Annotated in this window: 27 protein-coding genes; 15 read left to right on the plus strand and 12 right to left on the minus strand. The window is 70.0% G+C overall.

Annotation, left to right across the window (positions count from 1 at the left end; genetic code table 11):
• Nucleotides 1-3: 3 nt before the first annotated feature.
• On the minus strand, nt 4-387 hold the full coding sequence (locus ACQPZF_RS37975; protein WP_433265446.1) for a MerR family transcriptional regulator: 384 nt from the start codon (nt 385-387) through the stop codon (nt 4-6).
• A gap of 110 nt (nt 388-497) precedes the next feature.
• On the opposite strand from ACQPZF_RS37975, the gene ACQPZF_RS37980 reads away from it, so the two are divergent.
• Nucleotides 498-1,094 (plus strand): RNA polymerase sigma factor, encoded by a 597-nt coding sequence (locus ACQPZF_RS37980; protein WP_433265447.1) that lies wholly within the window; start codon nt 498-500, stop codon nt 1,092-1,094.
• Nucleotides 1,094-1,615, plus strand: a complete 522-nt coding sequence (locus tag ACQPZF_RS37985; RefSeq protein ID WP_433265449.1) for a hypothetical protein — start codon at nt 1,094-1,096, stop codon at nt 1,613-1,615. Before ACQPZF_RS37980 ends, ACQPZF_RS37985 begins: the two co-directional genes overlap by 1 nt.
• A 59-nt stretch (nt 1,616-1,674) precedes the next feature.
• On the opposite strand, the gene ACQPZF_RS37990 is transcribed toward ACQPZF_RS37985, so the two are convergent.
• The 3 genes from ACQPZF_RS37990 to ACQPZF_RS38000 form a co-directional block, all read right to left on the minus strand.
• Entirely contained in the window at nt 1,675-2,304 is a 630-nt protein-coding gene (locus ACQPZF_RS37990; RefSeq protein WP_433265451.1) for a hypothetical protein, read from the minus strand.
• Between the two features lie 337 nt (nt 2,305-2,641).
• Nucleotides 2,642-3,211 carry a type II toxin-antitoxin system death-on-curing family toxin gene (locus ACQPZF_RS37995; protein WP_433265453.1) on the minus strand — a complete coding sequence of 190 codons (570 nt, stop codon included), beginning with the start codon at nt 3,209-3,211 and terminating at the stop codon, nt 2,642-2,644.
• Nucleotides 3,212-3,395: 184 nt separating this feature from the next.
• On the minus strand, nt 3,396-3,602 hold the full coding sequence (locus ACQPZF_RS38000; protein ID WP_015105038.1) for a type II toxin-antitoxin system VapB family antitoxin: 207 nt from the start codon (nt 3,600-3,602) through the stop codon (nt 3,396-3,398).
• 74 nt (nt 3,603-3,676) lie between these two features.
• Between ACQPZF_RS38000 and ACQPZF_RS38005 the strand changes: the two genes are divergently transcribed.
• Entirely contained in the window at nt 3,677-4,270 is a 594-nt protein-coding gene (locus ACQPZF_RS38005; protein ID WP_433265456.1) for a TetR/AcrR family transcriptional regulator, read from the plus strand.
• A gap of 152 nt (nt 4,271-4,422) precedes the next feature.
• Here the strand turns inward: ACQPZF_RS38005 and ACQPZF_RS38010 are convergent, their stop codons facing one another.
• Nucleotides 4,423-5,706, minus strand: a complete 1,284-nt coding sequence (locus tag ACQPZF_RS38010) for a glycoside hydrolase family 18 protein (RefSeq protein WP_433265458.1) — start codon at nt 5,704-5,706, stop codon at nt 4,423-4,425.
• A 224-nt stretch (nt 5,707-5,930) separates the two neighbouring features.
• On the opposite strand from ACQPZF_RS38010, the gene ACQPZF_RS38015 reads away from it, so the two are divergent.
• A complete protein-coding gene (locus ACQPZF_RS38015) occupies nt 5,931-6,779 on the plus strand; it encodes an NAD(P)H-binding protein (RefSeq protein ID WP_433265461.1) in 849 nt (282 codons plus the stop codon).
• A 111-nt stretch (nt 6,780-6,890) separates the two neighbouring features.
• Here ACQPZF_RS38015 and upp read toward each other — a convergent pair whose 3' ends face one another.
• The gene (gene upp / locus ACQPZF_RS38020; protein ID WP_433265463.1) at nt 6,891-7,514 is read right to left on the minus strand and encodes a uracil phosphoribosyltransferase; all 624 of its coding nucleotides are present in this window, start codon (nt 7,512-7,514) and stop codon (nt 6,891-6,893) included.
• A 68-nt stretch (nt 7,515-7,582) separates the two neighbouring features.
• Here upp and ACQPZF_RS38025 point away from each other — a divergent pair, with 68 nt between their 5' ends.
• Complete coding sequence (locus ACQPZF_RS38025) at nt 7,583-12,871, plus strand: trypsin-like peptidase domain-containing protein (RefSeq protein WP_433265465.1); 5,289 nt, start codon at nt 7,583-7,585, stop codon at nt 12,869-12,871.
• A 7-nt stretch (nt 12,872-12,878) separates the two neighbouring features.
• On the opposite strand, the gene ACQPZF_RS38030 is transcribed toward ACQPZF_RS38025, so the two are convergent.
• Nucleotides 12,879-13,310, minus strand: coding sequence for a hypothetical protein (locus ACQPZF_RS38030; protein ID WP_433274996.1), 432 nt, complete (start codon nt 13,308-13,310; stop codon nt 12,879-12,881).
• Between ACQPZF_RS38030 and ACQPZF_RS38035 the strand changes: the two genes are divergently transcribed.
• From ACQPZF_RS38035 to ACQPZF_RS38075, 9 genes are all read left to right on the plus strand, one after another.
• Nucleotides 13,234-14,013, plus strand: a complete 780-nt coding sequence (locus ACQPZF_RS38035) for a helix-turn-helix domain-containing protein (RefSeq protein WP_433274904.1) — start codon at nt 13,234-13,236, stop codon at nt 14,011-14,013. The genes ACQPZF_RS38030 and ACQPZF_RS38035 overlap by 77 nt on opposite strands.
• Before the next feature lie 17 nt (nt 14,014-14,030).
• The gene (locus ACQPZF_RS38040) at nt 14,031-14,183 is read left to right on the plus strand and encodes a DUF397 domain-containing protein (protein ID WP_433265467.1); all 153 of its coding nucleotides are present in this window, start codon (nt 14,031-14,033) and stop codon (nt 14,181-14,183) included.
• A gap of 157 nt (nt 14,184-14,340) precedes the next feature.
• On the plus strand, nt 14,341-14,493 hold the full coding sequence (locus ACQPZF_RS38045) for a DUF397 domain-containing protein (RefSeq protein WP_433265469.1): 153 nt from the start codon (nt 14,341-14,343) through the stop codon (nt 14,491-14,493).
• Between the two features lie 31 nt (nt 14,494-14,524).
• Complete coding sequence (locus tag ACQPZF_RS38050; protein WP_433265471.1) at nt 14,525-14,677, plus strand: DUF397 domain-containing protein; 153 nt, start codon at nt 14,525-14,527, stop codon at nt 14,675-14,677.
• 2 nt (nt 14,678-14,679) lie between these two features.
• Nucleotides 14,680-16,698 carry a caspase, EACC1-associated type gene (locus ACQPZF_RS38055; RefSeq protein WP_433265473.1) on the plus strand — a complete coding sequence of 673 codons (2,019 nt, stop codon included), beginning with the start codon at nt 14,680-14,682 and terminating at the stop codon, nt 16,696-16,698.
• Between the two features lie 10 nt (nt 16,699-16,708).
• Nucleotides 16,709-17,350 carry a DUF1707 SHOCT-like domain-containing protein gene (locus ACQPZF_RS38060; protein WP_433265475.1) on the plus strand — a complete coding sequence of 214 codons (642 nt, stop codon included), beginning with the start codon at nt 16,709-16,711 and terminating at the stop codon, nt 17,348-17,350.
• Between the two features lie 123 nt (nt 17,351-17,473).
• Nucleotides 17,474-18,445, plus strand: a complete 972-nt coding sequence (deoC, locus tag ACQPZF_RS38065) for a deoxyribose-phosphate aldolase (protein WP_433265477.1) — start codon at nt 17,474-17,476, stop codon at nt 18,443-18,445.
• Nucleotide 18,446: 1 nt separating this feature from the next.
• Nucleotides 18,447-19,874, plus strand: a complete 1,428-nt coding sequence (locus tag ACQPZF_RS38070) for an aldehyde dehydrogenase family protein (RefSeq protein WP_433265479.1) — start codon at nt 18,447-18,449, stop codon at nt 19,872-19,874.
• Nucleotides 19,867-20,757, plus strand: a complete 891-nt coding sequence (locus tag ACQPZF_RS38075) for an aldehyde dehydrogenase family protein (RefSeq protein WP_433265481.1) — start codon at nt 19,867-19,869, stop codon at nt 20,755-20,757. Before ACQPZF_RS38070 ends, ACQPZF_RS38075 begins: the two co-directional genes overlap by 8 nt.
• A 133-nt stretch (nt 20,758-20,890) precedes the next feature.
• On the opposite strand, the gene ACQPZF_RS38080 is transcribed toward ACQPZF_RS38075, so the two are convergent.
• The 5 genes from ACQPZF_RS38080 to ACQPZF_RS38100 form a co-directional block, all read right to left on the minus strand.
• Nucleotides 20,891-21,742 carry a carbohydrate kinase family protein gene (locus tag ACQPZF_RS38080; protein ID WP_433265483.1) on the minus strand — a complete coding sequence of 284 codons (852 nt, stop codon included), beginning with the start codon at nt 21,740-21,742 and terminating at the stop codon, nt 20,891-20,893.
• A 69-nt stretch (nt 21,743-21,811) separates the two neighbouring features.
• The gene (locus ACQPZF_RS38085; protein WP_433265484.1) at nt 21,812-22,738 is read right to left on the minus strand and encodes a hypothetical protein; all 927 of its coding nucleotides are present in this window, start codon (nt 22,736-22,738) and stop codon (nt 21,812-21,814) included.
• Between the two features lie 112 nt (nt 22,739-22,850).
• Entirely contained in the window at nt 22,851-23,429 is a 579-nt protein-coding gene (locus ACQPZF_RS38090) for a Fic/DOC family protein (protein WP_433265486.1), read from the minus strand.
• Nucleotides 23,426-24,016, minus strand: a complete 591-nt coding sequence (locus ACQPZF_RS38095) for a type II toxin-antitoxin system antitoxin SocA domain-containing protein (protein WP_433265488.1) — start codon at nt 24,014-24,016, stop codon at nt 23,426-23,428. Before ACQPZF_RS38095 ends, ACQPZF_RS38090 begins: the two co-directional genes overlap by 4 nt.
• A 71-nt stretch (nt 24,017-24,087) precedes the next feature.
• Entirely contained in the window at nt 24,088-24,654 is a 567-nt protein-coding gene (locus ACQPZF_RS38100; RefSeq protein WP_433265490.1) for an SMI1/KNR4 family protein, read from the minus strand.
• 126 nt (nt 24,655-24,780) lie between these two features.
• On the opposite strand from ACQPZF_RS38100, the gene ACQPZF_RS38105 reads away from it, so the two are divergent.
• Complete coding sequence (locus tag ACQPZF_RS38105) at nt 24,781-25,104, plus strand: hypothetical protein (RefSeq protein ID WP_433265492.1); 324 nt, start codon at nt 24,781-24,783, stop codon at nt 25,102-25,104.
• Nucleotides 25,105-25,106: the final 2 nt, after the last annotated feature.

The following is a 25,106-nucleotide window of genomic DNA, read 5'->3' on the forward strand; positions in this document are numbered from 1 at the left end:
GTGTCACGCGGTGATCCCTTCGACGAACGTCTGCTCGATCTGCTCGTAGTGCGCGATCTTGTACTCCAGCACGTCCAGGGACGACTGGAGCTCGGCGATCCGTTCCCGCACCGACGCCCGGTGCTCGAACAACAGCTTCTTGCGCCTGCCCGCCGTGGCCGGGCCGCGGTGCCTGAGCTGCGCATATTCGCGCATCATGCGGATCGGCATGCCGGTGGTGCGCAGCCGGGTGAGGAAGGCGAGCCAGCTCAGGTCGTCATCGCTGTAGCTGCGCCGCCCCCCGGAGTCGCGAGCGGGAGGGTCGACCAGCCCGATCCGTTCGTAGTAACGCAGCGTGTCGATGGACAACCCACTGCGCTCAGCCGCCTGGGCGATCGAGTAAGTCACCCCACGACGGTAGGAGCTGGAGTGCACTCCAGGTCAACCTGATTCGGCCTACTACCTTGGGTTGCCGTGCGGTCGTGGAACCCGATCAGGCGTGCCGGACATAGAGCGGTGTGAGGAACGACATGGACGTGGCGGCCGAGTCCGACGCGGTCCTGTGGGCGCGCGTCTCGGCGGCGGACGACGTGCACGCGTTCGCCGACCTCCACGCCCGGCACGTCGACCGCGTCTACCGGCACTGCTTCGCCCGGATCGGGGTGCGCGTCGACGCCGAGGAGGCCGCCGGCCAGGTGTTCTACGAGGCTTGGCGGCAGCGGCGGAAGGTGCTGGTCAGCGAGGACGGGATGCTGCCGTGGCTGTTCACGGTGGCGGGCAACGTGGCGGCCAACCACCTGCGGGGCGCGCGGCGGCGGGGTGCGCTGCTGCGGCGGATCGCCGGGACGCGGGACGTGGACGGCCTCGGCGACGTCGAGGGTCGGCTCGACTCGCAGCGGCACACGGCGGCTCTGCGGCGCGCCATCGCCCGGCTGAACGGGGCCGGTCAGGCGGTGATCGGGCTGTGCGTGATCGAGGGCTACAGCTACGACGAGGCCGCCCGGCACCTCGGGGTTCCGGTCGGGACGGTGCGGTCCCGGCTGAGCCGGGCGAAGGCGCGGCTGCGGGCGGAGCTGGCCGCACAGGGGCTCGACTTCGAACCGGGGGACGTGTGATGCGGGAACTGTTCAACGGCGCGGGGTCCGTCGACGTCGAGCGGTCGTGGCAGGCGGTCGAGCGGGCCATCCGGAACGGGAACGTGCCGGCGCGTGAGCGGGCGCGGGGCGGTAGGCGGTGGCTGGTGGCCGGCGGGGTCGCGGTGGCGGCGGTCGTCGGCGGCACGGCGGCGGTGGTGGCGTTCCTACCGGTCAACGACCGGAACATGGCCGAGTGCCGCAGTTACACGAGTGACGGCGAGTCGATCGAAGGTGGGCACGTCGGCGTGGCCGGCGGGTCGGTCGAGGACGCGTTGGAGTGGTGCGCGCGGATGTGGCAGGACGGCCTGCTGCGCAAGGACGTGGCACGGGTCGTGGCGCCGGAGGCGGGATCGGACGGGCATCCGGGCCGACCGTTCCCCGTGCCGCCGCTCGTGGTGTGCGTCGAGCCTGGCGAGGAGTTCGCGGTCGTTGTCGTCGGGGGCGACGACCGGGCTTGCCGGGACGCCGGGGTCGTGCCCGCGGCGCCCGCGGCCAGGTAGACGGCCGCTGACCGTCACGGGGCCCCGTGACGGTCAGCGGTTGCTCTTCGGCAGTTCGGTCAGTGGCTGCTGTGGTAGACGATCGAGGTGATCTCCTCCGCCAGGGCTCCGTAGTTGGAGGTGTTCCACCAGGTGTTGTTCGCACCGCCGTAGTTGAGGTGCTCGTACATGGTGTGCTGGCAGTTCGAGTAGCTGCGCCCGGAGGCGAAGTCGTCGTTCCAGCTATCGCCGACGTAGCCGACGCCGTAGGTGATGCCCGTAGAACAGCCGGTGCCGTTCTCGCCGTAGTACGTGTGCGAGCCGCCGCCGTAGTCCGTGTAGTCGTAGTGGATACCGAGCAATGGATTAGCGGCGATCCGCGCGGAATTGGTCACCGCGTCGGATTCACCGACGATCCGGAGCAGTTCCTCCGGGCCCTTGACGCCCGCCAGCCGGGCCCGCGGAATGCGTCCGGCCGAGGCGAACTCGACCGCCTCCGCGATCGTCGCGAAGCAGTCCACCTGCGGGTTCTCGTTCTCGGCCTGGCCAGGCCGGTAGTCGGCCGCCCGTGGCTGGAGGCCGATCGCGCAGTGCCGGATCTCCTTGCCGGCGTCCTGCGCCGGTTGGGCGCTCGCGATACTGGCGGTCAGCGCTTGACCGGCCAACACGAACGCTCCCAGGGCAGCACAAAGCCGCACCTTCTTGCTCATTGAAGCCCCCCTTGCGGATCCGGACCGGACCGGATCTATCACGAACCTACATTGGGGGCGCGGGCTCGCACACTGCTCCAATCCGAGCAATCTTCAGCTCACTCGGCCTGCCGGCGCTACCTCCTTCCTACGATGTGCCGCACGCCCGACACCGGGCACGCCAAATACGCTTGACAAATAACACGTCCGGACCACCGGATCGCGCGTCGAGAACACGGGACCTGCGCCACGGAGCCGCGCCCAGCCTGAGGGCGGCCGAAACCCACGGTGCCCAAAGCGGACCCGGCCGGAATCCGACGGGTCGGCACGCCCTGGCACAGGCGCCGGCGCGAGCGGGTCAGTCGTCCTTCGGCGTGCCCCAGGCCTCCAGGTGGGCGGCCATCCCGGCCACGTCGATCTGTTCCCGGCCGAGGGCTCGGACCAGGTCCAAGGCCTCGTCTTCCTCCGCGTCGACCCACCAGCCGTTGATATCGCACAGCGTCACCGCCGCGACCCAGCCCAGCCTCCAGTTGCCCTCGGCCAGGGGCCGAGTGCGCACGATGGAGTCGAGCAGCGCCGATGCTTTCAACCAGAGCGTGTCGTATGCCTCGACGCCGAGCACTGTGGCCCGTGGCCGGTGTGCTGCGGAATCGAGGAGGCCTAAGTCGCGCACGACCAGGTCTCCACCGGTGACGGCGGTCGCCAGCACGAGCAAGTCGCCGGCGTCGAGGTAATTGACCACTGCTTGACGCGCTCCCTGTCCTGAGCGGAGGGGACTTCGGCGCGGCCAGGCCGCATCCGGGATGCCACCGGCACCACCACCCACCACCTCAGGTCTGTATCGCCTGACCGCCCAGCCGGCGGCGAGGATGTTGTCGACCTCGCGGGGCACCTTGGTGGTGCACTCCACGCGCGGCCCGATCTTCAACGGCGCACCATACCGGGGCGCCGACGGTCGGCGTGGGCGTTCACACCGGTGAATGAGTGAGTCGCGGGCATTACGTCGATTGAGCTGCATGAACCCAGACTATCGAACACGAGTTCGAAGGTCAGGACTCTTCACTCGAACGTGTGGAGTAGTCACATCCGCCGGACGTACGAGCCGCGTGCGATCAGGCGGAACCCAGCCGGTCGAGCAGCCCGCGGTACTTCGGCAGCACCCGTCCGAGGACCTCGGAGAGCTGCTCCTCCTTCTGCAACCTCGCCCACCGCTCGGCCAGCGCCAGTCGGACGACCTCCTGCTTCGACCGGCCTTCAGCCGCGGCGAGCTCGTCGAGCCGCCGGTTCTCCTCATCGCTCAGACGCAGGGTCATCGCCATGCCAACGACGGTACCAACTTGATACCACGGTGGCTAGACCAAGTTTTGTAACGCTGTTGCGTTAAGATATGCCGGTGCCACGACCGAAAACCCACGACGACGCCCTCCGGGTTCGCCTGCTCGACCGCGCGGGCGAGTTGCTGTCCACCGAGGGGCCCGGCGCATTGAGCTTGCGCAGGCTGGCGGCGGATGTCAACACCTCGACTACGGCCGTGTACTCGCTGTTCGGCGGCAAGCCCGCCCTGCTCGACGCGCTCTACGAGGAGGCGTTCCGGCGCTTCGGCGACCGGCTCGCGGCACTGCCCAAGACCGACGACCCGGTCGAGGACATCGTCCAGATCGGCCTGACCTACCGGGCCAGCGCGCTCGCCGACCCGCAGTTCTACCTGGTGATGTTCAGCAAGGTCATCCCGAACTTCGAGCCGTCCGAGGTGACCAACGCCGCCGCAGCCGACACGTTCGTGCCGCTGGTCGAGGACGTGGCGCGCGCCATCGAGTCCGGCCTGTTCGTCGACGCTCCGCGCGAGCAGATCGCGCTGGCCATGTGGGGCATGGTGCACGGCCTGGTCAGCCTGGAGCTGAACGGCAACCTGCCGCCCGGCGTGGCGATCGCCCCCACCTACGAACGGGCCATCCGCGCGCACGCCGAAGGCTGGCGCCGCCGCTAGCGAACTCCGCGGTGGGTCGGCATTTGTCGCGGTGCAGACTGGGCCGGCGGCGCGGTGCGGACCGGCGGCGCAGTGCGGGCCGTTCACACGATAGGGGTGGAGCCCGGGGAGGCGGCCGCCGCGAAACCTCCCCGGACCCCGGTGGACTGTCCTTATCGGGACAGCCCGTCTTTGAGGGCGCGGATGAGTTCGCCGTCGGCGGTGTCGCCGTCCAGCGACCAGATCATCGCTCCGCCCAGCCGGCGTTCGGCCACGTACCGACCCTTGCGCTTCAGCTCCGTCGGGTCGTCCCACGTCCAGAACGTCGTGCCGTCGAACAGCCACGCGTGGCCCGCCTTGGGGTCACGGTGCACGGTGAACTTGCCTAGCTGCGCCTTGAGGATCCGGTAGTCCTCGTAGCCGGCCTCGTAGGTCGCGGGCGCGGGCCCGGTCGCGGGCTGGAACAGGCCGTTGTCCTCGTTGCGCACACCGGTCCAGCCCCGGCTGTAGAACGGCACGCCGAGGACGACCTTGTTCCGGGGCGCGCCGTTGCGCAGGTAGTGGTCGACCGTGACCTGCGAGCTGAACTTCGGCGACGTCGGATCCGCAGCGGGTGTGCGGACCGAAGACTGTTGGTTGGTCAACGGTTCCCACGCACCGTGGTAGTCGTACCCCTGGACCGTGCCGAAGGTCAGCAGGCCGAACACCTTCGAGACCTCGAAGCCGCGGTCGATGAACGCCGGGTTCGCGGGCAGGAACGCGGTCAGGTCGTACGACCGGCCGGTCTGCCAGGTCAGCCGGCCGAGCTGCTTGCGGTACTCGCGCAGCAGGGCGGTGAAGTTCTCGCGGTCCTCGGGCCGGATCACGTTGCCCGGCGCGCCTTCACTGGCCGGCCACTCCCAGTCAAGGTCGATGCCGTCGAACAGGCCCGCCGCCGCGCCGGGCGCCGCGCCGGCCAGGTTGCCCTTGAGCCACAGGTCGACGCACGACTTCACGTGCGCGGCGCGGGACTCGGGGGTGAGCGCCGCGGTGGAGAAGTGCTTGGAGCCGGTCCAGCCGCCGAGCGAGATGTTGACCCGCAGCTTCGGGTGCTTCGCCTTGAGCTGCTTGAGCTGGTTGAAGTTGCCCAGCAGCGGCTGCCCCGGTTCGTCGGCCTTGCCGTTGACGCTCTGCTCCGCGCTGAACGGCCGCTGGTAGTCGGCCCACGGGTCGGAGCTGACGCACTTGCCGGCCTCGTCGAGGAAGCCGAACGCGTAGTTCAGGTGCGTGAGCCTGGGTGCCGTCCCGTTCGTGACGAGGTCCTTGACCAGGAAGTTCCGGTCGTAGCCGCTCCAGTTGGTGTAATAGCCAACGGTGCGCGGCCGGTGCGAGTCGCCGTGCGCCTGCGCCTGCGGCGCGAGCGACACGGTGAGCGCCGAAACCAGGAGGGCGGGAAGCACCCATCTCCTGCTCGTCATGCTTCTCCTCGCGAATCGGGCGACTGGGGAACTGTGGTCCAGACCACGGTAGGGCTGAGGTCTAGACCACCTCTACGGCCGAACGGCCGAATCAGGTCATACCGGGGAGTTCGACTTCGGCTCACCGTTCACAGATATCGCAAAAGTTTGCATGTGCGGACCGGTGGTCCGGCGCGCTAGCGTGCCGGTGTTCAAGTTTGAGTACCTGCCTATTAGGGGGAATGGTGACGATCCTGGTGACCGGCGCGACCGGCAACGTCGGGCGGCACGTCGTGGACCAACTGGTGACGGCCGGCGTGCCGATGCGGGCGTTGACCCGCAACCCGGACAAAGCGGGCCTGCCGGGAAGCGTCGAGACTGTGAAAGGCGACCTGACGAAGCCGGCCGAACTGCCCCTCGACGGGGTGACGGCGGCGTTCCTCCTGCCCGTCATCGAGTCCGACCGGGCGGCCGACCTCGCAGCCGAGTTCCTGGCTCGGGCGCGGGATCTGCGACGGGTGGTGTTCCTGTCCACCGACGCGGTGGCGGTCCAGCGGCCGGGCAGCCTGGAGCCGCACCAGTCGGTGGAGAAGGTCATCGAGGACTCGGGCGTCGAGTGGACGCACGTGCGGCCCGGCGAGTTCATGGCCAACAAGATGATTTGGGCCGAGACCATCAGGAAGGAGAACGTTGTGCGGGCCCCCTATCCGGACGCGGTGGGGACGCCGATCCACGAGGCCGACATCGCGGAGGTCGCGGTGCGGGCGCTGCTGGAGGACGGGCACGCGGGTCGGGCGTACCGGCTGAGCGGGCCCGAGGCGCTGACGACGCGGCAGCAGGTGGCGGCGTTCAGCGAGGGCCTCGGGCGGGAGATCGCGTTCGAGGCGCTGACCTACGGCCAGGCGCGGGCCACGCTCATCCGGGACGTCGGGCTGCCGCCGGACATCGCCGAGTACATCGTGGGCTACTACGCCCAGTTCAACGAGGAGCCGGCGGATTTGCTGCCCACGTTCGAGGAGGTCATCGGCAGGAAGGGGCGGACGATGGCCCAGTGGGCCGCCGACCACGCCGCTGAGCTGTCCGTGCTGAGGTAGCGCGCCCGGCGCGGACCGGCCACGCTCGACGGGCCGGTCCGCGCCGCTCGACGGGCCCGGCTGAGCCGGGCAGAACCATGGTCGGTCGCGCCGGTTCGGGCTGGTTCGAGGTCAGACCGCGCCGTACTGGCGGTCGCCGGCGTCGCCGAGGCCCGGGACGATGAAGCCCGAGTCGTTCAGGCGCTCGTCGATGCTCGCCGTCACCAGGCGCACCGGCAGGCCCGAGTCCTCCAGGTGCTTGATGCCCTCGGGCGCGGCCAGTGCGCAGACCGCTGTTACGTCTGTTGCTCCACGGTCTGTCAGCAGACGGATCGTGTAGGCCATCGACCCACCGGTTGCCAGCATCGGGTCCAGCACGAGCACCGGCCGGCCTTCCAAGGACTCGGGCAGTGACTCCATGTACGGCGTCGGCTGAAGGGTCTCCTCGTCCCGGGCCAAGCCGACGAAACCCATCTGGGCGTCCGGGATCAGCCGGTGCGCCTGGTCGGCCATGCCCAGGCCGGCGCGCAGCACGGGCACCAGCAGCGGTGGTCGGGCCAGGCGGTAGCCGGTCGTGCGGGCGACTGGCGTGTGCACCCGTTCCTCGGCGACCGGCGCGTTGCGAGTGGCCTCGTACACGAGCATCACGGTCAGCTCGTGGAGCGCCGCGCGGAAGGCCGCGTTGTCGGTGCGTGCGTCACGCATGGTGGTGAGCCTCGCCCTGGCGAGTGGGTGATCGACAACGAGGACGTCCATGGTGGAACAGTATGTGGTACGTGTAGGCGATGCCCGACGGCTCGTTGCCGACTTCCGTGGTGCGTTTCGTGGACGGCTCGGGACACGCCGTCGGCGCCGGCGTAGTCGTGAGCCGCACGCACGTTCTCACCTGCGCCCATGTGGTGAACCTCGCCTTGGGCCGGGACCTCCGGACCGCCACCCGGCCGACCGGTCCGGTCCCGGTGCGGTTCGCCGCGCTGCCCGACGTCACGGCGGAGGCGACCGTCCGGTCCTGGATGCCTCCCCCGCCGCGTGAAGGTGTGGCGGGCGACGACGTCTGCGTGCTGTCGCTGCACGTGCCCGCGACCGTCATCCCGGCGAAGCTGATCAGCACGCCGCCGCGCTCCGGGCACCCGGTCGACGTGTTCGGCTTCCCCGCCAACCGCCCGGACGGGGCGTGGGTGCGCGCGGTGGTGCGCGGTCAGGTGTCGGGGCGGCTGCTGCAGTTGGACAGCGAGTCGGCGTTGCGCGTCCAGCCCGGCTACAGCGGCGGTCCGGTGTGGGATCCGGAGACCGGCCGCGTGGTCGGCATTATCGCGACCGCCGCCGCTCAGGACAGCTACGCCATCCCCGCGGAGCGGCTGCGGAGCATGTGGCCGGAGCGGGCGGCTCGGCGTGGCGACCGGATCACCGTGCTGCACGTGGCCGCCACGCGGTTCGGCTCGGACGACCGGTGGTTCGGCCCGTTGCACGAGTCGCTGGCGGACGCGCGGCCGGATCTCGTGGTGTTCAGCGGCGACCTGACCGGGAGCGGGAAGCCGAGCGAGTTCGAGCGCGGCTTCCGGTTCCTCGCGCACTTGGCCGAGGCGGTGGAGCTGCCGCGTGAGCGGGTGGTGGTGGTTCCGGGCTCGCGGGACGTGAACCGGTTGGCGTGTCAGGCTTATTTCGCCCAGGAGGAGGCGTTGGAACGGCCGCCGGTGCTGCCGTACTGGCCGAAGTGGGGTCCGTTCGCGGCGGCGTTCGACGAGTTCTACGACGGCCGGGTGACCTTCACGCCGGACGAGCCGTGGACGCTGTTCGAGGTGCCGGACCTGTCGGTGGTGGTGGCCGGGCTGAATTCGACGTTCGAGGACAGCCACGTCGGCACGAAGGTCGAGCTGGGCGAACGCCAGACAAGCAGGTTCGTCGCGCTGCTGCGGGACTACCGGCGGCGCGGCTGGCTGCGGCTGGGTGTGGTGCACCGGTGGCCGGACAGTCGGGAACTGGCCGACCGCGATCGGCTGAGCCTGTGCCTGACCGGTGACGGCGACGCTCGGCGGCTGCCCGGCGGGGTGCCGCTGGTGCCGGTAGCGGACGGGTCCTACCAGTTAATTTCCTTGCGCCCAATGCATTTCGTCCGGGAGGTCCGGCGGTACGAGGACGGCTGGGTGGACGCGGGGGCGGAGGAGACGCCCACCGAGTGGGACTCCGTGCAGGCGGCGTTCACGCTGGTCGACTCGCCGGTGGTGACGGGTCGGGCGACCTCGTTGCGCGGCACGTTCTTCGAGCGGGTGCACGAGGCCACGATGGTGTCGCATCCGACGGCCACCGTGACGCCCCGCGCCGACGAGTCGTACCTGCGGGTGTCGAAACCCCGCGAGGGCGGCGGTTTCGAGCAGTGGCCGGTGGGTGTGGCGGGCGGTCCGGTGCTGGCCGAGGACGTCGACAAGTTCATCGTGAACGTGCACAGTTCTTTTGCCGCAGCGGATCCCTCGGTGCCGTCCGAGCTTGTCTACAGTGGACCGCCCGCCGCGCCGGATGTGGTGCTGGCCGCGCAACGCCGTGGCGTGCGGCTGCGGAGTTTCATCGAGTACCAGGGCCTGCTCGACCTGCGCCCGCTGGCCCAGCGCCAGGCCCAGCGGCTCGCCACCAACCAGGTGTATCCGGCCGAACTGTATGTGCCGCAACGGTTCGCGCTCGTCGGAGCGTCCGAGGTCAAGGACGACGTGCTGAGCCAGGTGATCGACTGGCTCGGCCAGGAGGCGGCCCGGTTCGTGATGGTGCTGGGCGACTTCGGGCGCGGGAAGTCGTTCCTGCTGCGGCAGTTGACCCGCAAGCTGCCCGAGCACCTGCCCGGCCTGCTGCCGGTGCTGGTGGAGCTGCGCAGCCTGGAGAAGGCTCCGACGCTGGACGAGCTGCTGGCGCAGCACCTGGTCCGGGAGGGCGTCGAAGCGGTCGACGTGGCCAAGCTGCGGTACATGATCAGCAGTGGCCGCCTGGCGTTGCTGTTCGACGGGTTCGACGAGCTGGAACTGCGGGTCGGGTACGACAACGCGGCGGACTACCTCGGCACCCTCCTGCACGCCGTGACGGATCGGGCGAAGGTCGTGCTGACCAGCCGGACCCAGCACTTCCGCTCCACCAACCAGGTGCTGACCGCGTTGGGGCACCAGGTTTCCGCGCTGACCGCCAGCCGGGGCGTGGTGCTGGAGGACTTCACCGACGAGCAGATCCTGGACTTCCTCGCCCGGCACCACCACGGCGACGCCGAGCGCGCGGAACGGCGGTTCGCCCTGCTGGGCGAGATCAGCGATCTGCTCGGCTTGTCGCGGAACCCGCGCATGCTGTCGTTCATCGCGGACCTGGACGAGGACCGGTTGCTGGAGATCCGCCGGGAACACGGCCGGATCAGCGCCGCCGAGCTGTACCGGGAGCTGGTGGACTTCTGGCTGGTGCACGAGACCGAACGGCAGCAGCACCGGTACGGGACGCCGTCGTTCGACGACACCGAACGGCTCGCGGCGTGCACGGCGCTGGCGCTGCGGCTGTGGGAGACGACTTCGCCGACCATCCGGACGACCGACCTGGCCGAAGCGGTGGTCACGAGGCTCAACCGGCTGGCCGAGCGCGGTTACTCGATCGACCAGGCCGCGCACGCGGTCGGCTCGGGAACCCTGCTGGTGCGGACCGAGGACGGCGGGTTCGCGTTCGTCCACCAGTCGGTGATGGAGTGGCTGGTCGCCAGGGTGGCCGCAGACGATCTGCTGGCAGATCGTCTGGACACCGCCATCACCAATCGGAAGATGTCCAAACTGATGGTGGACTTCTTCTGCGACCTCGCGGGTCACGAGGCCGTCCTGCGGTGGGCGCGGACCGTGCTGGCGGATGTCGACGCCGACGACGTGGCGAAGCAGAACGCCACCGCCGTCGTGCAGCGGCTTGAGGCGCCGCGCGTTCGGCTTGAGCTGGCCGGAATCGATCTGCGCGCCAACGATCTGACGACACTCGATCTGCGTGGCGCTAATCTGCGTGGCGCCGATCTGAGTGGCCAACATCTAATGCGCAAAGATCTCACCGGCGCGGATCTGACCAACGCCAAGCTGACCGGTGTGCGGATGTTCGGCGGCGACCTCACCGACGCGGTGCTCACCGGCAGCACCTGGCACCGCGCGGCCTTGCTCGGCGTCACCGGCGCCGACCACCCGGAACTGGCGGAGGCGGCGGTCAGCGGGCGTGACCCGGCCACCGCGATGGTCGCGCCGCTCGGGGAGGACGTGAGCGCGGTCGCCTTCTCCCCCGACGGCGAGCTGATCGCGCTGGCCCGCGCGCACGGCGTGGAGTTGCTGGAGCGGAAGACCCACAAGCCCGTCCGGTGCTGGCGCAGGCATGCCCACCCCGTCGAGGAGATCGCGTACTCGCCCAACGGGAAGCTGCTGGCGACCGTCGAGTCGGACGGCCACGCGTTCATCTGGGACGCGACGACCGGAGACCTGCGCGCGGAAATCGCCGGCAGGGTCCAGGGGCGGGTCGCGTTCCTGGCGGACCGGGTCCACCTGGTCGGTCTGGGTGTCGACGGCGACCTGCGGTACTGGATGGTGCGCAACGGAGCCCACCGCGACGCGGTGGCGGGACCGTTCCAGAGGTTGGCGGTCGCGCCGAGCGGGGTGTGGATGGCGACCTCCGCACTCGGCGGAGTGGTCCAGGTGTGGGCGCTCGACGGCCACGAGACGCACCGGATGACCGTGGAGTCGGAAGCCCACTGGATCACGCTGTTCGACTCCGGCACCGTCGTGGTCGGCACCACGGACGGCATAGTGGAAGTCGTCGACACCGCGTCCGGCATGCCCGCCGTGCGGTGGCCGACCGAACAGGGATCGATCGACGACCTGGCGTTCTCGCCGGACGGCACGCTGCTGGCCACCACCGGCAGTGGCTCCGAAGTCAAGGTCTGGGACGCGACGACAGGCGCGGAGGTCACCATGCTCACGACCCGCCTGGGCGCGTCCGCGACGACGTTCTCGCCGGACGGCAAGCGGATCGCCGTCGTGGTGGAGGACGGGTCGGCGTTCCTGCACGACGTCGCCACCGGGAGCCGCGTGGGCGTGCTCTCCACCGAGTGGCGCGGCGTCGGCTCGGTGTCGTTCACGTCGGACGGCTCGTCCCTGGTCACCGCTTGCGAAGACCTGATCCGGGTCTGGGACGTCCGGACCGGGACCGCGACAGTGCGGGCCCGCATCACCGGACGGGATGTCCGGCAGGTGAAGGTCTCGCCCGACGGCACCCGGGCGGTCACCACGACTTCCTCGGGTGACGCGACGATCTGGCCGTTGGACGGGAACCACGAGGGCATCCGGCTGGACGGCCACCGGGTCCAGGCGGTGGCCTTCTCCCCCGACAGCAGGCGGATCGCCACCTGGTCCGAACACCACTCGCTGCGGACCTGGAACAGCCACGACGGCAGCTTGCTCGACTATGTCCCGGGGGACGGGATGAAGTTGGCCTACGCGCTGGCGTACTCGCCTGACGGCAAGCGGATCGTGTCGGGACACATGGACGGCACCGCACGGATCTGGACCGGCCGGCACGTCGAAGTGCTGACGGGGCACGAGATGGAGGTCGGGACCGTGGCGTGCTCCCCGGACGGCCGCCGCGTCGCCACCGGTTCGGCCGACGGCACCGTGAAGCTCTGGACCGTCCGGGGCCGCCTGCTGACCACGATCGCCGTCCGCCGCAGTGCCTGGTCGCTGGCGTTCTCACCGGACGGCACGCGCGTCGCCGCCGCGTCCTCCGACGGTTTCGCCAGGGTCTGGAGCGTCCAGGGCGACCTGCTCCTCACGCTCACCGGGCACACCACGCTGGTGCGGGACGTGGCGTTCTCCCCGGACGGCAGGCACATCGCCACCTCCGCCGAGGACGGCACCGCCCGGCTGTGGGACGCGTCGACCGGCGAGGAGTTGGTGACGCTCGTGCACAGTGACGACGGCGAGTTCGTGCTGTTGCCGGGCGGGGCTTACAAGGTCGACGGCAAGGTCGGCGACTCCGTGTGGTGGGCGATCAAACTGTGCCGGTTCGAGGCGTCGGGATTGGACTTCATGCCGGACGTTGTCCGGTTGCCGGTCGACGCGCCCATTTTATGAGTTCGGGTCAGCGAACGCCCTGAGCGGTGAGGCGGTCCAGTTCGCGGTGGGATTCGGCCACTTCCATCAGGGTGCGGAAGTGTTCCGCCAGGGCGTCCAGGTTGGGGTTGGGCAGCGGTTGTGCGGGATTGTCGTTGTCGGGTGGGAGGATGGCCACGGTCAGGTGCCAGTCGGCGTAGACACCGGTGATCTTCCAGGTCTGTTCCATGCGGAATACGGTGCTCGCTTGCGTTCCGGTCGCGCAATGCGCACCTTCGGGTGACACGCCTTTCTTGCCCCGGTGGCAAGGGGGAACGCTCTCGGTCATGACACGCAAGGGGGCTTCCGTCCGGCAGCGGCGGGTTTCCGCGGAATTGCGGGCGTTGCGGTTGGCCAGGGGGCTGAGCTGCGCCGAGGTGGCCAGTGCGGTGGGGTGTTCGGAGAGCAAGATCAGCCGCATGGAGACGGCCAACCGCGGCCTGTACGCCGATGAGGTGGCCGCGATACTGGGATTTCTGCAAGCACCGCCCAGACTGCGGCAAGAACTGGTCGCCCTGGTGCGGACCGGAGAGGACCGGAACTGGCATGCCATTCACGGCAAGTTGCCGGGCCATTGGAAGGATCTCATCGGCTTCGAGGCCGAGGCGGTCGGCATCCACAACTTCGAACCGCTGGTGATCCCAGGGCTCGCGCAGACGGCGGAGTACGCCGCGACCGTGATGCGGGGGGTCAACGACATGCTGAGCACCGGCGAAATCGATGCGCTGGTGGCGACCCGGATGGGCAGACAAGTCGTTCTCGGGCGTGCGATGGTGCATCTCCTCATCGACGAACCGGTGCTGCGGCGCGACTTCGGGAGCCCCGGCATGATGCGGACCCAGCTCCAACACCTGTCGGCGATGGCGGAGCGGCCGAACATCGTCATCCAGGTGGTGCCGTTCGAGTCACCGGCGCATCCGGGGTTGAGCGGGCCGTTCGTGCGGCTCGACTTCGCGGACCAGCCGAGCCTGGTCTACGTCGAGAGCAGGAACAGCAGCACTTTCTTGGAGGAGGACGGGTTCCTCGAGAACGCTACGCTTGCCTGGCAGAGGCTGTGTGCCTTGGCGCTTCCGGCCGACGAGTCGACGGCGCTGATCGCCAAGCTCATCAGCAAGGCGACGTGATGCGAGGAGTGCACCTCATGACCTGGCGCAAGAGCAGCCACAGCACCGACCAGGCCAACTGCGTGGAGATCCGCCACGACGACAAGTCCGTCGCCGTCCGCGACTCCAAAAACGCCGACGGACCGGTCCTGGTGTTCCCTCAGGTCGACTGGCGCGTGTTCGTGCGCTGACGGGACACCGCGCCTGCCTGCGGACGGCTGCCCAGTGCAGGCGGTGACCGGCCCCGTGCCTTCCCGGAGAAACCACCTGGAAGGCGCTTGGGGAGGTCTTGAGAGGCTGCGTACTTTTGGGCTTGCCACAGACGACATGAGGCGAGGAGTGCGGCTGATGACTTGGCGCAAGAGCAGCTACAGCACCAGCCAGGCCAACTGCGTGGAGATCCGCCACGACGACAAGTCCGTCGCCGTCCGCGACTCCAAAAACCCCGACGGACCGGTCCTGGTGTTCCCTCAGGTCGACTGGCGCGTGTTCGTGCGCTGACGGGACACCACACGCTGGAGGAGCGCACCTGATGACATGGCGTAAGAGCAGCTACAGCAGCAGCCAGGCCAACTGCGTGGAAGTCCGCCACCACGACAAGTCCGTTGCCGTCCGGGACTCGAAGAACCCGGACGGGCCGGTGTTGACCTTTCCCGAGGTGCACTGGCGCGGGTTCGTGCGCTGAGTATGCGGCGAGCCCTGCTGGTCGCGACCGATAGGTACGTCGACCCGACGTTCAGCGCGTTGCGGTCGCCGCGCCGGGACGTTGCCGAGCTGGACCGGGTGCTGCGTGATCCGGCGATCGGCGGGTTCACCACCGAGGTGCTCATCAACCAGTCCTCCGGGCACCTGCGGGAACGGGTCGAGGTTGCGTTCGGTGGTGCCGGGCATGACGACTTCCTCTTGCTCTACCTCTCCGGGCACGGCGTTAAGGACCGGTTCGGCAGGCTCCAGTTCGTCGCCACCGACACGCGCAACGAGAGAGTCGCGTCCAGTGCGGTGGCGGCGCAGTTCGTCCACGACCTGATCGACCAGAGTCGCGCGTCCCAGGTCGTCGTGTGGCTGGACTGCTGTTACGGCGGCGCGTTCCCCAGCGGGATGCTTCCTCGTGCGGCGGGGTCGGTCGACGTGGTCGAGCAGTTGGAAGGGCGCGGGTGTGTGGTCATGACCGCGTCCACCCACATCCAGTACGCCTACGAGCCCGGTGGGGGTGTCGCGAACGGCCGCCCTGAGCCGTCCGTGTTCACCAAGGCGATCGTGGAAGGACTACAGACGGGCGTTGCCGATCTGGACGGCGACGGGGAGATCACCACCGGCGAGCTGTACTCGTACGTCTACGACCGGGTGCGGGCTGAGAATCCTGAGCAGACGCCTACCAGCAGTGGCACGGTCAGTGGTGACCTCGTTGTCGCGCACGCCGGTTCGCGGTTGCCGTTCGGGGGGCCCGACGAACTCCGCCGGCTGCTTCGCAGTCGTGACCCCGCCCTTCGGGAGGCGGGCGTCCGGATCCTCGCGGAGCGGGCCGGCGGGGGTGATGTGGAGGCCGCAGAGGCTTTGCGGTTGGTGGAGCCTGGTTCCGATGTGGTGGTCAAGCCTTCGAGAACACCACCCTCGGTGAAGACGCCGGGCGAGGTGGTGCTGGGCGGGTTTGTGCGGTGCGCGGAACTGCCTGACGGGGCGAGCACCGTGGCCTTCAGCCCGGACTCGGGGATGTTCGCGTCCGGCGAGTGGGTCTGGGACACGAGGACGTGGCAGCGGCTGCACCACGTCGAGGACGGCGCTGCTCCGGTGTTCAGCCCCGACGGACGCCTCCTCGCGGTCGGTCGGCTGGCGACTGTCATGTTGCTCTCCACGTCCACTTGGGCGGAGGTCGCCCGGCTCGACTGCCCACCGGAGGGCTTGGACGAGCTGGGCTTCACCCACGACGGCCGCAGCGTGCTGTGGCGGGGCGGAGGGCTCTGGCGGGTGTGGACCGTCCTGAACGGCTCGTGGCGTCACCGCGGTTACGGCTACAACCAGGTGTGCATCAGCGCCGGCAGCCCTCAGCTCGCGAAGCTGAGAACGGAGGGCGTCGAACTACTGGACACCTCGGACCCAGGGGTGTGGCGCACGCTGCACACGTTCCGCGTGTCCGGGGCACGGGCGATGGCGCTGAGCCCGGACGGCAGGCTGCTCGCGATCTCGGAACCGGAGAAGACGACCGTGTGGCGGACCACCGACCGGGCGGCGCTGCGCACGCTGCCAGTGGGCGTCGACGCTTTCGACGCGCCAGTGTTCGGGCCGGACAACCGGACGCTGGTCGTGCCCACCAGATCCGGCCTGAAGCTGTACGACGCGGTGAAGGGCACGGTCACGCAGACGTTGCCGACGCAGTTGGACCGTGTCGCGTTCAGCCCGGACGGTCGGCTGGTGGCGGCCGGTCATCGGCACGGCTATTTCGGGCGAGCCTGGGTCTGGGCGCGCGATCCGGGCGACCTCGACGGGCTGTCCGCGGGGAAACCGCCGCTGTCGAGCGTCGACCAGGACCACGAGGTGTGGGTGTCGCTGCGGCCTTCGGTGGCCGGCGTGGTGGCCGCGGTCGTGGGGTTCGTGGCGACGTTGGTGGTGGTCGGGTGGTCGTGGCTCATGGCCCTGCTCGCCCTGGTGGTCGCTGTGGGGTTGTTCGTTGTCACCCGTTCGGTCGTCAAACGGGCGTGGCCCTCCTAAACTCACCCGGGTGAGCGACGAGCTGGTGCCGGACCCCAGTCAGATGCGTGCCTCGGATGCCGACCGGGAGAAGGTGGCCCGGGTGTTGCAGGCCGCCCACGGCGAGGGTCGGCTGGATCTGCACGAGCTGGACGAGCGGTTGCGGGACGTCTACGCGGCCAAGACTTACGGGGAACTCGTGCCGTTGACGGCCGACCTGGGGATGCCTTCGGCCAACCTGCCGTCGCCGGTGCAGCAGAACCTGCCCTCGTCCCGGATCGGCGGGACGCCCGGACCTACCACGTCCATCGCGTTCTGGTCCGGGGTCGACCGGCGCGGGGACTGGGTCGTGCCGGCCAGTCACAGCGTCGTCGCGATCATGGGCGGGGTCGAGCTGGACCTGTCCAGGGCACGCTTCGCGCAGGCCGAGGCCACGATCAACGTGTTCGCGTTCTGGGGTGGTGTGGTGATCTACGTGCCCGAGGACGTCACCGTGCGGGTCGACGGGGCCGGGGTCATGGGCGCGTTCGAGGACAGCACGCACAAGACGCCGACCGTGCCCGGTGGGCCGGTGGTGCGGATCACGGGTGTCGCCATCATGGCGGGCGTCGAGGTGCGGCGGCCCAAGCGGAAGAAGATCCGGGGCGACAAGCGGGCCGAGATCGAGGACTGAGCCCGTCGGACCGGCTGGGGACCAGGTCGCCGAAACGGCCGCCACTTTTCCCGAACTCGCGCGCTGACCTGGGCAAATGCGTTGACTTAGGACGGGCGTGCCAGTCCGCCTAGACTCGGTCGCATGGCTGCCACATCGACTGCGCTGCCGCTGCCGCTGCCGCCGGCGCTCGCGGACGCGGTGCGTGACGACGCGTCGCTGCGTCGGTTCCTGCACGGACTGCCCGGTGTCGACCAGGTCGGGGTGGAGCAGCGCGCGGTCGGTCTGGGCACGCGCAGCATCAAGAAGGCCGCGAAGCTGTGGGCCATCGACACGGCGATCTCGATGGTGGACCTGACCACGTTGGAAGGCGCGGACACGCCCGGCAAGGTCCGGTCGCTCGCGGCCAAGGCGCGCAGACCCGACCCGGAACGGCCGGAGGTGCCGAAGGTCGCGGCGGTCTGCGTCTACCCGGACATGGTGGCCACCGCGGCCGGTGAGTTGCGGGGCTCCGGGGTCGCCATCGCGTCCGTCGCGACCGCGTTCCCGTCCGGCCGGTCGTCGTTGAAGGTGAAGCTGGAGGACACGGCGTTCGCGGTGGACGCCGGCGCGACCGAGATCGACATGGTGATCGACCGGGGCGCGTTCCTGTCCGGGCGGTACGGGCAGGTGTTCGACGAGATCGCGCAGGTCAAGCGCGCCTGCGGGGACGCGCACCTCAAGGTGATCCTGGAGACCGGCGAACTCGCCACCTACGACAACGTGCGGCGCGCGTCGTGGCTGGCGCTGCTCGCGGGTGGCGATTTCATCAAGACGTCCACCGGCAAGGTGACGCCCGCCGCGACGCTGCCGGTGACGCACGTGATGCTCCAAGCGGTGCGTGACTGGCACACCCAGACCGGTGAACTCCGCGGGGTGAAGCCGGCCGGCGGCATCCGGAGCACCAAGGACGCGATCAAGTACCTGGTGGCGGTGCACGAGGTGGCCGGGCCGGCGTGGCTCACCTCCGACCTGTTCCGGTTCGGCGCGTCGACGCTGCTCAACGACCTGCTGATGCAACGGCGCACCCAGTTGGAAGGCCACTACAGCGGCCCCGATTACGTGACGGTGGACTGACATGTGGGAATACGCGCCCGCGCCTGAATCGCGGGACATCGCGAACCTCAAGCCGACTTACCGGATGTTCGTGGACGGCCAGTTCGTCGAGGGCGGCGGCGAGCCGCTGAAGACGGTCAACCCCGGCACGGAGGAAGTGCTGGCGGAGGTCTCCACGGCCGCGCCCGCCGACGTGGACAAGGCCGTGAAGGCCGCCCGCCGGGCCTACGACCGGGTGTGGGGCCGGATGCCCGGCGCGGAGCGCGCGAAGTACATCTTCCGCATCGCGCGGCTGGTCCAGGAACGCGCGCGGGAGCTGGCCGTCCTCGAATCGCTCGACAACGGCAAGCCGATCAAGGAAGCGCGCGACGTGGACGTGCCGACCGCGGCGGCGCACTTCTTCTACCACGCGGGGTGGGCGGACAAGCTCGGCTACGCGGGCTACGGGCCGGACCCGAGGCCGCTCGGCGTCGCGGGTCAGGTCATCCCGTGGAACTTCCCGCTGCTGATGGCGGCGTGGAAGATCGCGCCCGCGCTGGCGTGCGGCAACACGGTGGTGTTGAAGCCCGCCGAGACGACGCCGCTGTCCGCGCTGGTCCTGGCCGAGATCATCCAGCAGGCCGACCTGCCGCCGGGGGTGGTGAACATCCTGCCGGGCGCGGGGGACGTCGGCGCGGCCGTGGTGTCGCACCCGGACGTGAACAAGGTGGCGTTCACCGGGTCCACGGACGTCGGCAAGATCATCCAGCGGCAGCTCGCCGGCACCGGCAAGAAGCTGACGCTGGAGCTGGGCGGCAAGGCGGCGAACATCGTGTTCGACGACGCGCCGCTGGACCAGGCCGTCGAGGGCATCGTGAACGGGATCTTCTTCAACCAGGGGCACGTGTGCTGCGCCGGGTCGCGGTTGCTGGTGCAGGAATCCGTCGCCGAGGAGCTGTTGGAGAAGCTGCGGGTGCGGGTGTCCACGCTGCGGGTCGGCGACCCGCTGGACAAGAACACCGACATCGGCGCGATCAACTCGCGTGAGCAGCTCGCGAAGATCCAGGAGCTGACGGCGTCCGGCGAGGCCGAGGGCGCCGAGCGGTGGACGTCGTCGTGCCCGTTGCCGGACAAGGGTTTCTACTTCGCGCCGACGGTGTTCTCCAACGTGTCGCAGGCGATGCGGATCGCGCGGGAGGAGATCTTCGGGCCGGTGCTGTCGGTGCTGACGTTCCGCACGCCGGACGAGGCCGTGGCGAAGGCGAACAACACGCCGTACGGGCTGTCCGCCGGCATCTGGACCGAGAAGGGCTCGCGGATCCTGTGGGCGGCGCAGAAGATGCGCGCCGGCGTGGTGTGGGCCAACACGTTCAACCGCTTCGACCCCACCGCGCCGTTCGGCGGGTACCAGGAGTCGGGCTTCGGCCGCGAGGGCGGTCGCACGGGTCTGGAGGCGTACCTCGATGTCTGAGCGGATTTCCCTCGGCCGGGCCGAGAACCGGATCGCGGTGGCCAAGACGTACAAGCTCTACATCGGCGGGGCGTTCCCCCGTTCCGAGTCGGGGCGGTCGTACCCGGTGACCGACGCGAAGGGAGCGTTCCTGGCGAACGCCGCCCAGGGGTCGCGCAAGGACGCGCGGGACGCCGTCGCGGCGGCGCGGAAGGCGTTCGGCGGGTGGTCCGGTGCGACGGCGTACAACCGGGGGCAGGTGCTCTACCGGGTGGCCGAGGTGCTGGAGGGCCGGCGGGAGCAGTTCACCGCCGAGGTCGGCGCGGCCGAAGGGGTCGCGGTGAAGAAGGCGCAGTCGCTGGTGGACGCGGCGATCGACCGGTGGGTCTGGTACGCGGGGTGGACGGACAAGGTCGCGACCGTGCTGGGCGCGTCGAACCCCGTCGCCGGGCCGTACTTCTCGTTCTCGGTGCCGGAGCCGACCGGGGTGGTGGCGGTGCTCGCGCCGCAGCAGTCGTCGTTGCTGGGGTTGATCAGCGTGCTGGCGCCGGTGATCGCCACCGGCAACACCGCCGTGGTGGTGTCGTCGCAGGACCGGCCGCTGCCCGCGGTCACGCTGTCGGAGGTGCTGGCGACGTCCGACGTGCCTGGTGGGGTGGTCAACGTGTTGACCGGGAGGACTGCCGAGATCGCGCCTTGGCTGGCTTCGCACGCCGACGTGAACGCGCTGGACTTGACCGGTGCGCCGGCGGCCATGCGGGCGGATCTGGAGCGGTCGGCGGCGGGGACGGTGAAGCGGGTGCTGCGGGCGCGGGCTTCGGAGGACTTCACGCGGGAGCCGGATCTGGCTCGGTTGCGGGCGTTCCTGGAGTCGAAGACGGTCTGGCACCCGGTCGGGGTGTGAGGGGTCACGGGATTTCGGGCACGTCCGGCAAGGGGCCGGGGCTTCAAGGCACGTCCGGCAAGGGGTCGGGGGCTTCAGGCCAGGTCCGGCACGGGGTCGGGGCTCAGGGCACGTCCGGCACGGGGTCGGAGCTTCAGGCGAGGTCCGGTGCGAGGTCGGGTGAGCCGAGGCACTTCGCGGCCTGGGTTGCGCCCGCCTCCAGTGCGGTGGGGGTGTCCGCCCCGCCGAGGTGCGCCACCAGGAAGCCGGCGAAGAACGCGTCGCCCGCGCCGTTGGTGTCCACGATCCGTTCGACCGGCGCGGCCGGGACGTGGTGCAGGCCGTCCGCCACCGCGGCCACCGCACCTTGTGCGCCGCGCGTCGCCACGGCGGTGCGGGTTCCGTCGGCGACCCGTTGGCGGAGGAACGCGAGCAGGTCCGAGTGGCACATGCCGTCGTCGTTGAGGAACAGGTAGTCGGCGGCTCGGACGAAGTCCCGGTGGTAGTCGGCCGTGCCGTCGTAGTCGTGCACGTCGCACCACACCGGGACACCGGCCCGCTCGGCGGCGGCCAGCAGCGGTCGGGCGTGGTCGGCCAGGTCGATCACGGCGGCGTCGGCCTCGGCGAGGGCGGCCAGTGCGCGGTCGTCGTGCCGGGGGTGCGCGAGTTCGGGCAGTTCGAGGTAGATCGACACCCGGCCGCCCTCCGGGGACATCAGGTTCAGGTGTTGTTCGCTCGCGCCCGGCGCCACCTCGGCGATCAGCTCGACCCCGGCGGCGGTGAGGACTTCCGCGATCGCGTGCCCTGCCTCGTCGTCGCCGACGACGGTGCGCAGGGTGACGTCCGCGCCGAGGTGGGCGAGGTTGAGCGCCTTGCCCGCGGACGTGCCGCCCACCGCGGTCCGGTGGCCTCGGGCGAACACGGTGTGCGGCTTCGGCTCGGGCAGCCGGTCCAGCAGCACCAGGTGGTTCCACGACACCGGTCCCGCGACGAACACCTTGGGCATGGCTGCCATTGTGGCCCGGTCCGGGGGAATCGGCCGGTGCGCACCGCGTCAGTGCCGGTGCGCAGGGTCTCAGTGGCGGCTGATCTTGAGCAGGCAGTAGTCGGGGCTGTGGCCGACCTCGAACTCGACCCCGTCCCGCCCGGCCTCGGCGCCGAGTTCGAGCTGCCCTCGTGCGCCCAGGCTGCTCGTGTTCAACTCCCGCTTGGAGGTCACGCGCAACGGCAGGTATCCCGACTGGGCCGCGTTATCCCTGTTGATCTCGTCGAGCCGGCTCTCCAGGGTCGCCGCCTGCCTGCTGTACGGCTCGTTGTCGGTCAGCACCCACGCGTGGCTGTTCTTCCCCAGCACCGTGTTCAGGCAGGCGGCCAGGTCCGTCGCGAGCGGTGCGGCGTACAGCCACGGTCCCGGGTTGGGCACGAAGACGTCGATGTCGGGCACGTGCTCGCCGAACGCGGTGATGGATTGCCGCTGGAGCAGCACGGCGCCCTCGTTCACCATCTCGTCCTCAAGCACCTTGAGCAGTTCCTCGGTCTGCATCTCCGGGTCGTAGGCGAAGACGGGGCTCCGCTTGTCGGCCATCTCGGCGAGGAAGTTGCCCTCGCGCTCGTGGGGTCCGCTGACCGCTCCGATCACCGTGCTCCGGCCCCGCACCTGGTCGAGCAGCTCCGTGAGCTGGAAGAAGTCGCTCGATGCGACCTTCGCGGCCACGCCGGCTTCCTGGCCGGGTGACAGGTTCCGGAACTCGGGCATGGCTTTGAGCTGGTCGAGCGTCACGCGTTCGGTGGTGTCGGTCTCCCGGTTGTAGTGGACGACGGCGCGCTGGACGGGGTGCCGCTCGGCGATCAGCCCGGAGACGGCGGCGTTGCCGACCGTGCGCTGCAACGCCAGCAGCTCCGCCGGCGACAGCGCCCCGTTCGCCGGGCGGGCACCCCGGGCAGGCACGACCGCGCGCTGCTGGGAAACGTCACGCCGTTCCGGCGTGTCGTGGACGTGCATGGCGATCTCCGTCCGGAGCAGTGCATCGACCCCACATGCCTATTCCAGGCCGGAGAGCCGGAACAGGGCGGCGAGGGCAGACCTCGGGCAAGGTGGCCGCCCCTGCCGGCGGCTAGGCCGGGCTGACCACCGGGTCGAGCAGGGCCCGGAGCAGGTCGGACGGCCCGATGAGGCTCATCCGGCACGCTTCCGCGTACTTCTCGATGTCGACCAGCGCGAAGTCCACCTGCCACCCCGCGTGCAGCGCCAACTGCCGGAAGAACGCCCGCTGCGCGCGGCCGTTGCCCTCGCGGAACGGGTGCAGGGCGTTCGTCTCGGCGAAGTAGTAGGTGAACCGGTCGCAGAACGTGTCGCGATCCAGGCCGATCAGGTGCCGCTCCTCGCGCAGCCGCCCGAACAGGTACTCGGCATAGGTGTCGATGTGCCGCCAGTGCGCGAACGACGAGGTCCGCGCGATGTCCACCACGCGCACCTCACCCGCCCACGGGTACAGATCGCCGAAGATGTGCCGGTGGAACGCCCGCAAGTGGGCCAGGTCGTACAGACCGGGTAACGGGGTGATCTCCAACTGGCCGATCCGCAGCGCGCTGAGCCGGGCTTCGGCCGTGTCGCACGCGTGCTTGTCGGTCAGGCCCAGGTGGTTGCGGAGAACTCCGGTCGCCGGGTCCGTATAGGGGTCTTCGAAGGTCACGACCGCCGCAGAGCCTCGATCTCCCGCGCGATCGCCTCGTCCATGGTCAACTCGCCCGCCGCGACGGCCCTCATGGTCGCCCGGGTGTCGTCCGGGACCTCCAGGCCCTCCAGCCGGACGCTCGCCACCGCGTCCGCGAACGCGTCCTCCGGGCAGCTCGTCAGCCGGCGGAAGTAGCGGGCCATCACCTTGTTCGACAGGGGCGCGCTGCTGGGCTCGGACTCCGGCAGGGCGCCGCGCGCCGCGCGCCAGGGCTCCTCGGCGTGCGCCATGTCACTCAGCTCGTGCCGGCTGAACCCGCCGTACCGCTCGACCACGTCGCCCACCACCGAGCGCTCCCGCTCGGTCAACCCGCGCGGGTCGCCCTCGTCCCACGAGCCGACCTCGGACTGGCCACGGTGCCGGTGGTACACCTCCGGCACCACGGGACCTCGCCGCCAGGCCTCGATGCGCGCGTCGAACATCGGCTCGCCGTACTTCGCCAAGTGCCACGCCTGGGCGTAGTAGAGCAGCTTCTGCAACTTCATCGGCGATTCGGGCCCGGTGGCGTCGAGCACCGCCGCGGCCACGTCGTGCACGTCCGCCATACCTGCTCCATCGCCGCTGAACAGGGAAAACCGTCAACACCATGATACCGGAACGAACGTGCGAAGTCCGGTCAATCGGTCCGCCAGCCCAGCTTGCCGTCCGCGGTGACGAGCGGCTCGCAGTGGCCGAGCCGGCTGCGGTGCTCCAGCGCCGTCGCGATCTGGTCCAGCATCTCGTCCAGGCTGGTCCACTCGGGTTTGAGCATCTCGCCGCGCTCCCGGTCCCACTCCACCACGCAACCCGACAGAACGCCCGACCGGAGGTCCACCGCCAGCGCGTCGCCGCAGCCGTCGAACGCGATCGGCAGCCACCTCGGGTGGAAGCCGGACGTGGGCGTGCCCGCCTCGGAGTCCAGGTCCGCCGGCCAGAACCGCTCCTTGAGCCGCCACGAGCGCAGGGCGTTCGTCGGCCCCAGCGGCGTGTAGAAGGGCGGCAGGACTTCGGCGAACGCCAGGTCGGCGGTGCCGCCGCAGACGGCCCACCACGCACGCAGGTCCTCGGGCGGTTCCAGGCCGCTCGCGTCGGCCAGCGCCTCGACCGCCGCGACGTCCTCACTCGGGACGAAGGCCGAACCGGTCGAGGGGGCGTGGTCTTCCAGCCACGCCACGATCCGCTCCCAATGGCGCTGAACACCCACCCACACATGATCACCTGAGGACGCCTCCGAGGGGTACCGCTCATCAGGGGAGGATCTGCCCCAAACGCCGCACGGCCGGCCGTCCGATGGGGCAGTATCGCGAACGTCGGAGCAGAGGGGGATGTAGTGGAACGGGGTTTCGGCGTCGACCTCGCCGCGCTGTCCGCGTACAGCGGCACGGCGTCCGGGCTGGCCGGCGAAGTGGGCGCGGTCGGCACGTCGACGTTGGCCGGCACCACGACGCTCGCGGCGGGCAGTTTCGGCAAGATCGGTGACGAGGTCGGCCTGGGCGCGGCGTTCCAGCAGGCGGCACAGGCCCAAGTGGACGGAGCCACGGCCGCGTCCGACGGGCTGTCGGCGTTCGCCACCGCCGTGTCGAAGGCGGGCGCCGCGTACACCGAGCAGGAGGCGCAGCACGGCGCCGACTTCGCCAAGTCGTACCGGGTCTAGGG

Origin of the sequence: Actinosynnema sp. CS-041913 (genome assembly GCF_050942485.1) — a bacterium.
GTDB lineage: Bacteria > Actinomycetota > Actinomycetes > Mycobacteriales > Pseudonocardiaceae > Actinosynnema.

What these genes read in the sequence shown, in the direction of transcription:
- ACQPZF_RS37985 (WP_433265449.1), top strand. Translation starts at nt 1,094, where the DNA reads ATGCGGGAACTGTTCAACGGCGCGGGGTCCGTCGACGTCGAGCGGTCG.
- ACQPZF_RS37990 (WP_433265451.1), bottom strand. Translation starts at nt 2,304, where the DNA reads ATGAGCAAGAAGGTGCGGCTTTGTGCTGCCCTGGGAGCGTTCGTGTTG.
- ACQPZF_RS38000 (WP_015105038.1), bottom strand. Translation starts at nt 3,602, where the DNA reads ATGGCGATGACCCTGCGTCTGAGCGATGAGGAGAACCGGCGGCTCGAC.
- ACQPZF_RS38010 (WP_433265458.1), bottom strand. Translation starts at nt 5,706, where the DNA reads ATGACGAGCAGGAGATGGGTGCTTCCCGCCCTCCTGGTTTCGGCGCTC.
- upp (WP_433265463.1), bottom strand. Translation starts at nt 7,514, where the DNA reads ATGGACGTCCTCGTTGTCGATCACCCACTCGCCAGGGCGAGGCTCACC.
- ACQPZF_RS38030 (WP_433274996.1), bottom strand. Translation starts at nt 13,310, where the DNA reads ATGCGGCTGATCTTGCTCTCCGAACACCCCACCGCACTGGCCACCTCG.
- ACQPZF_RS38040 (WP_433265467.1), top strand. Translation starts at nt 14,031, where the DNA reads ATGACCTGGCGCAAGAGCAGCCACAGCACCGACCAGGCCAACTGCGTG.
- ACQPZF_RS38045 (WP_433265469.1), top strand. Translation starts at nt 14,341, where the DNA reads ATGACTTGGCGCAAGAGCAGCTACAGCACCAGCCAGGCCAACTGCGTG.
- ACQPZF_RS38050 (WP_433265471.1), top strand. Translation starts at nt 14,525, where the DNA reads ATGACATGGCGTAAGAGCAGCTACAGCAGCAGCCAGGCCAACTGCGTG.
- ACQPZF_RS38055 (WP_433265473.1), top strand. Translation starts at nt 14,680, where the DNA reads ATGCGGCGAGCCCTGCTGGTCGCGACCGATAGGTACGTCGACCCGACG.
- deoC (WP_433265477.1), top strand. Translation starts at nt 17,474, where the DNA reads ATGGCTGCCACATCGACTGCGCTGCCGCTGCCGCTGCCGCCGGCGCTC.
- ACQPZF_RS38070 (WP_433265479.1), top strand. Translation starts at nt 18,447, where the DNA reads ATGTGGGAATACGCGCCCGCGCCTGAATCGCGGGACATCGCGAACCTC.
- ACQPZF_RS38075 (WP_433265481.1), top strand. Translation starts at nt 19,867, where the DNA reads ATGTCTGAGCGGATTTCCCTCGGCCGGGCCGAGAACCGGATCGCGGTG.
- ACQPZF_RS38080 (WP_433265483.1), bottom strand. Translation starts at nt 21,742, where the DNA reads ATGCCCAAGGTGTTCGTCGCGGGACCGGTGTCGTGGAACCACCTGGTG.
- ACQPZF_RS38085 (WP_433265484.1), bottom strand. Translation starts at nt 22,738, where the DNA reads ATGCACGTCCACGACACGCCGGAACGGCGTGACGTTTCCCAGCAGCGC.
- ACQPZF_RS38095 (WP_433265488.1), bottom strand. Translation starts at nt 24,016, where the DNA reads ATGGCGGACGTGCACGACGTGGCCGCGGCGGTGCTCGACGCCACCGGG.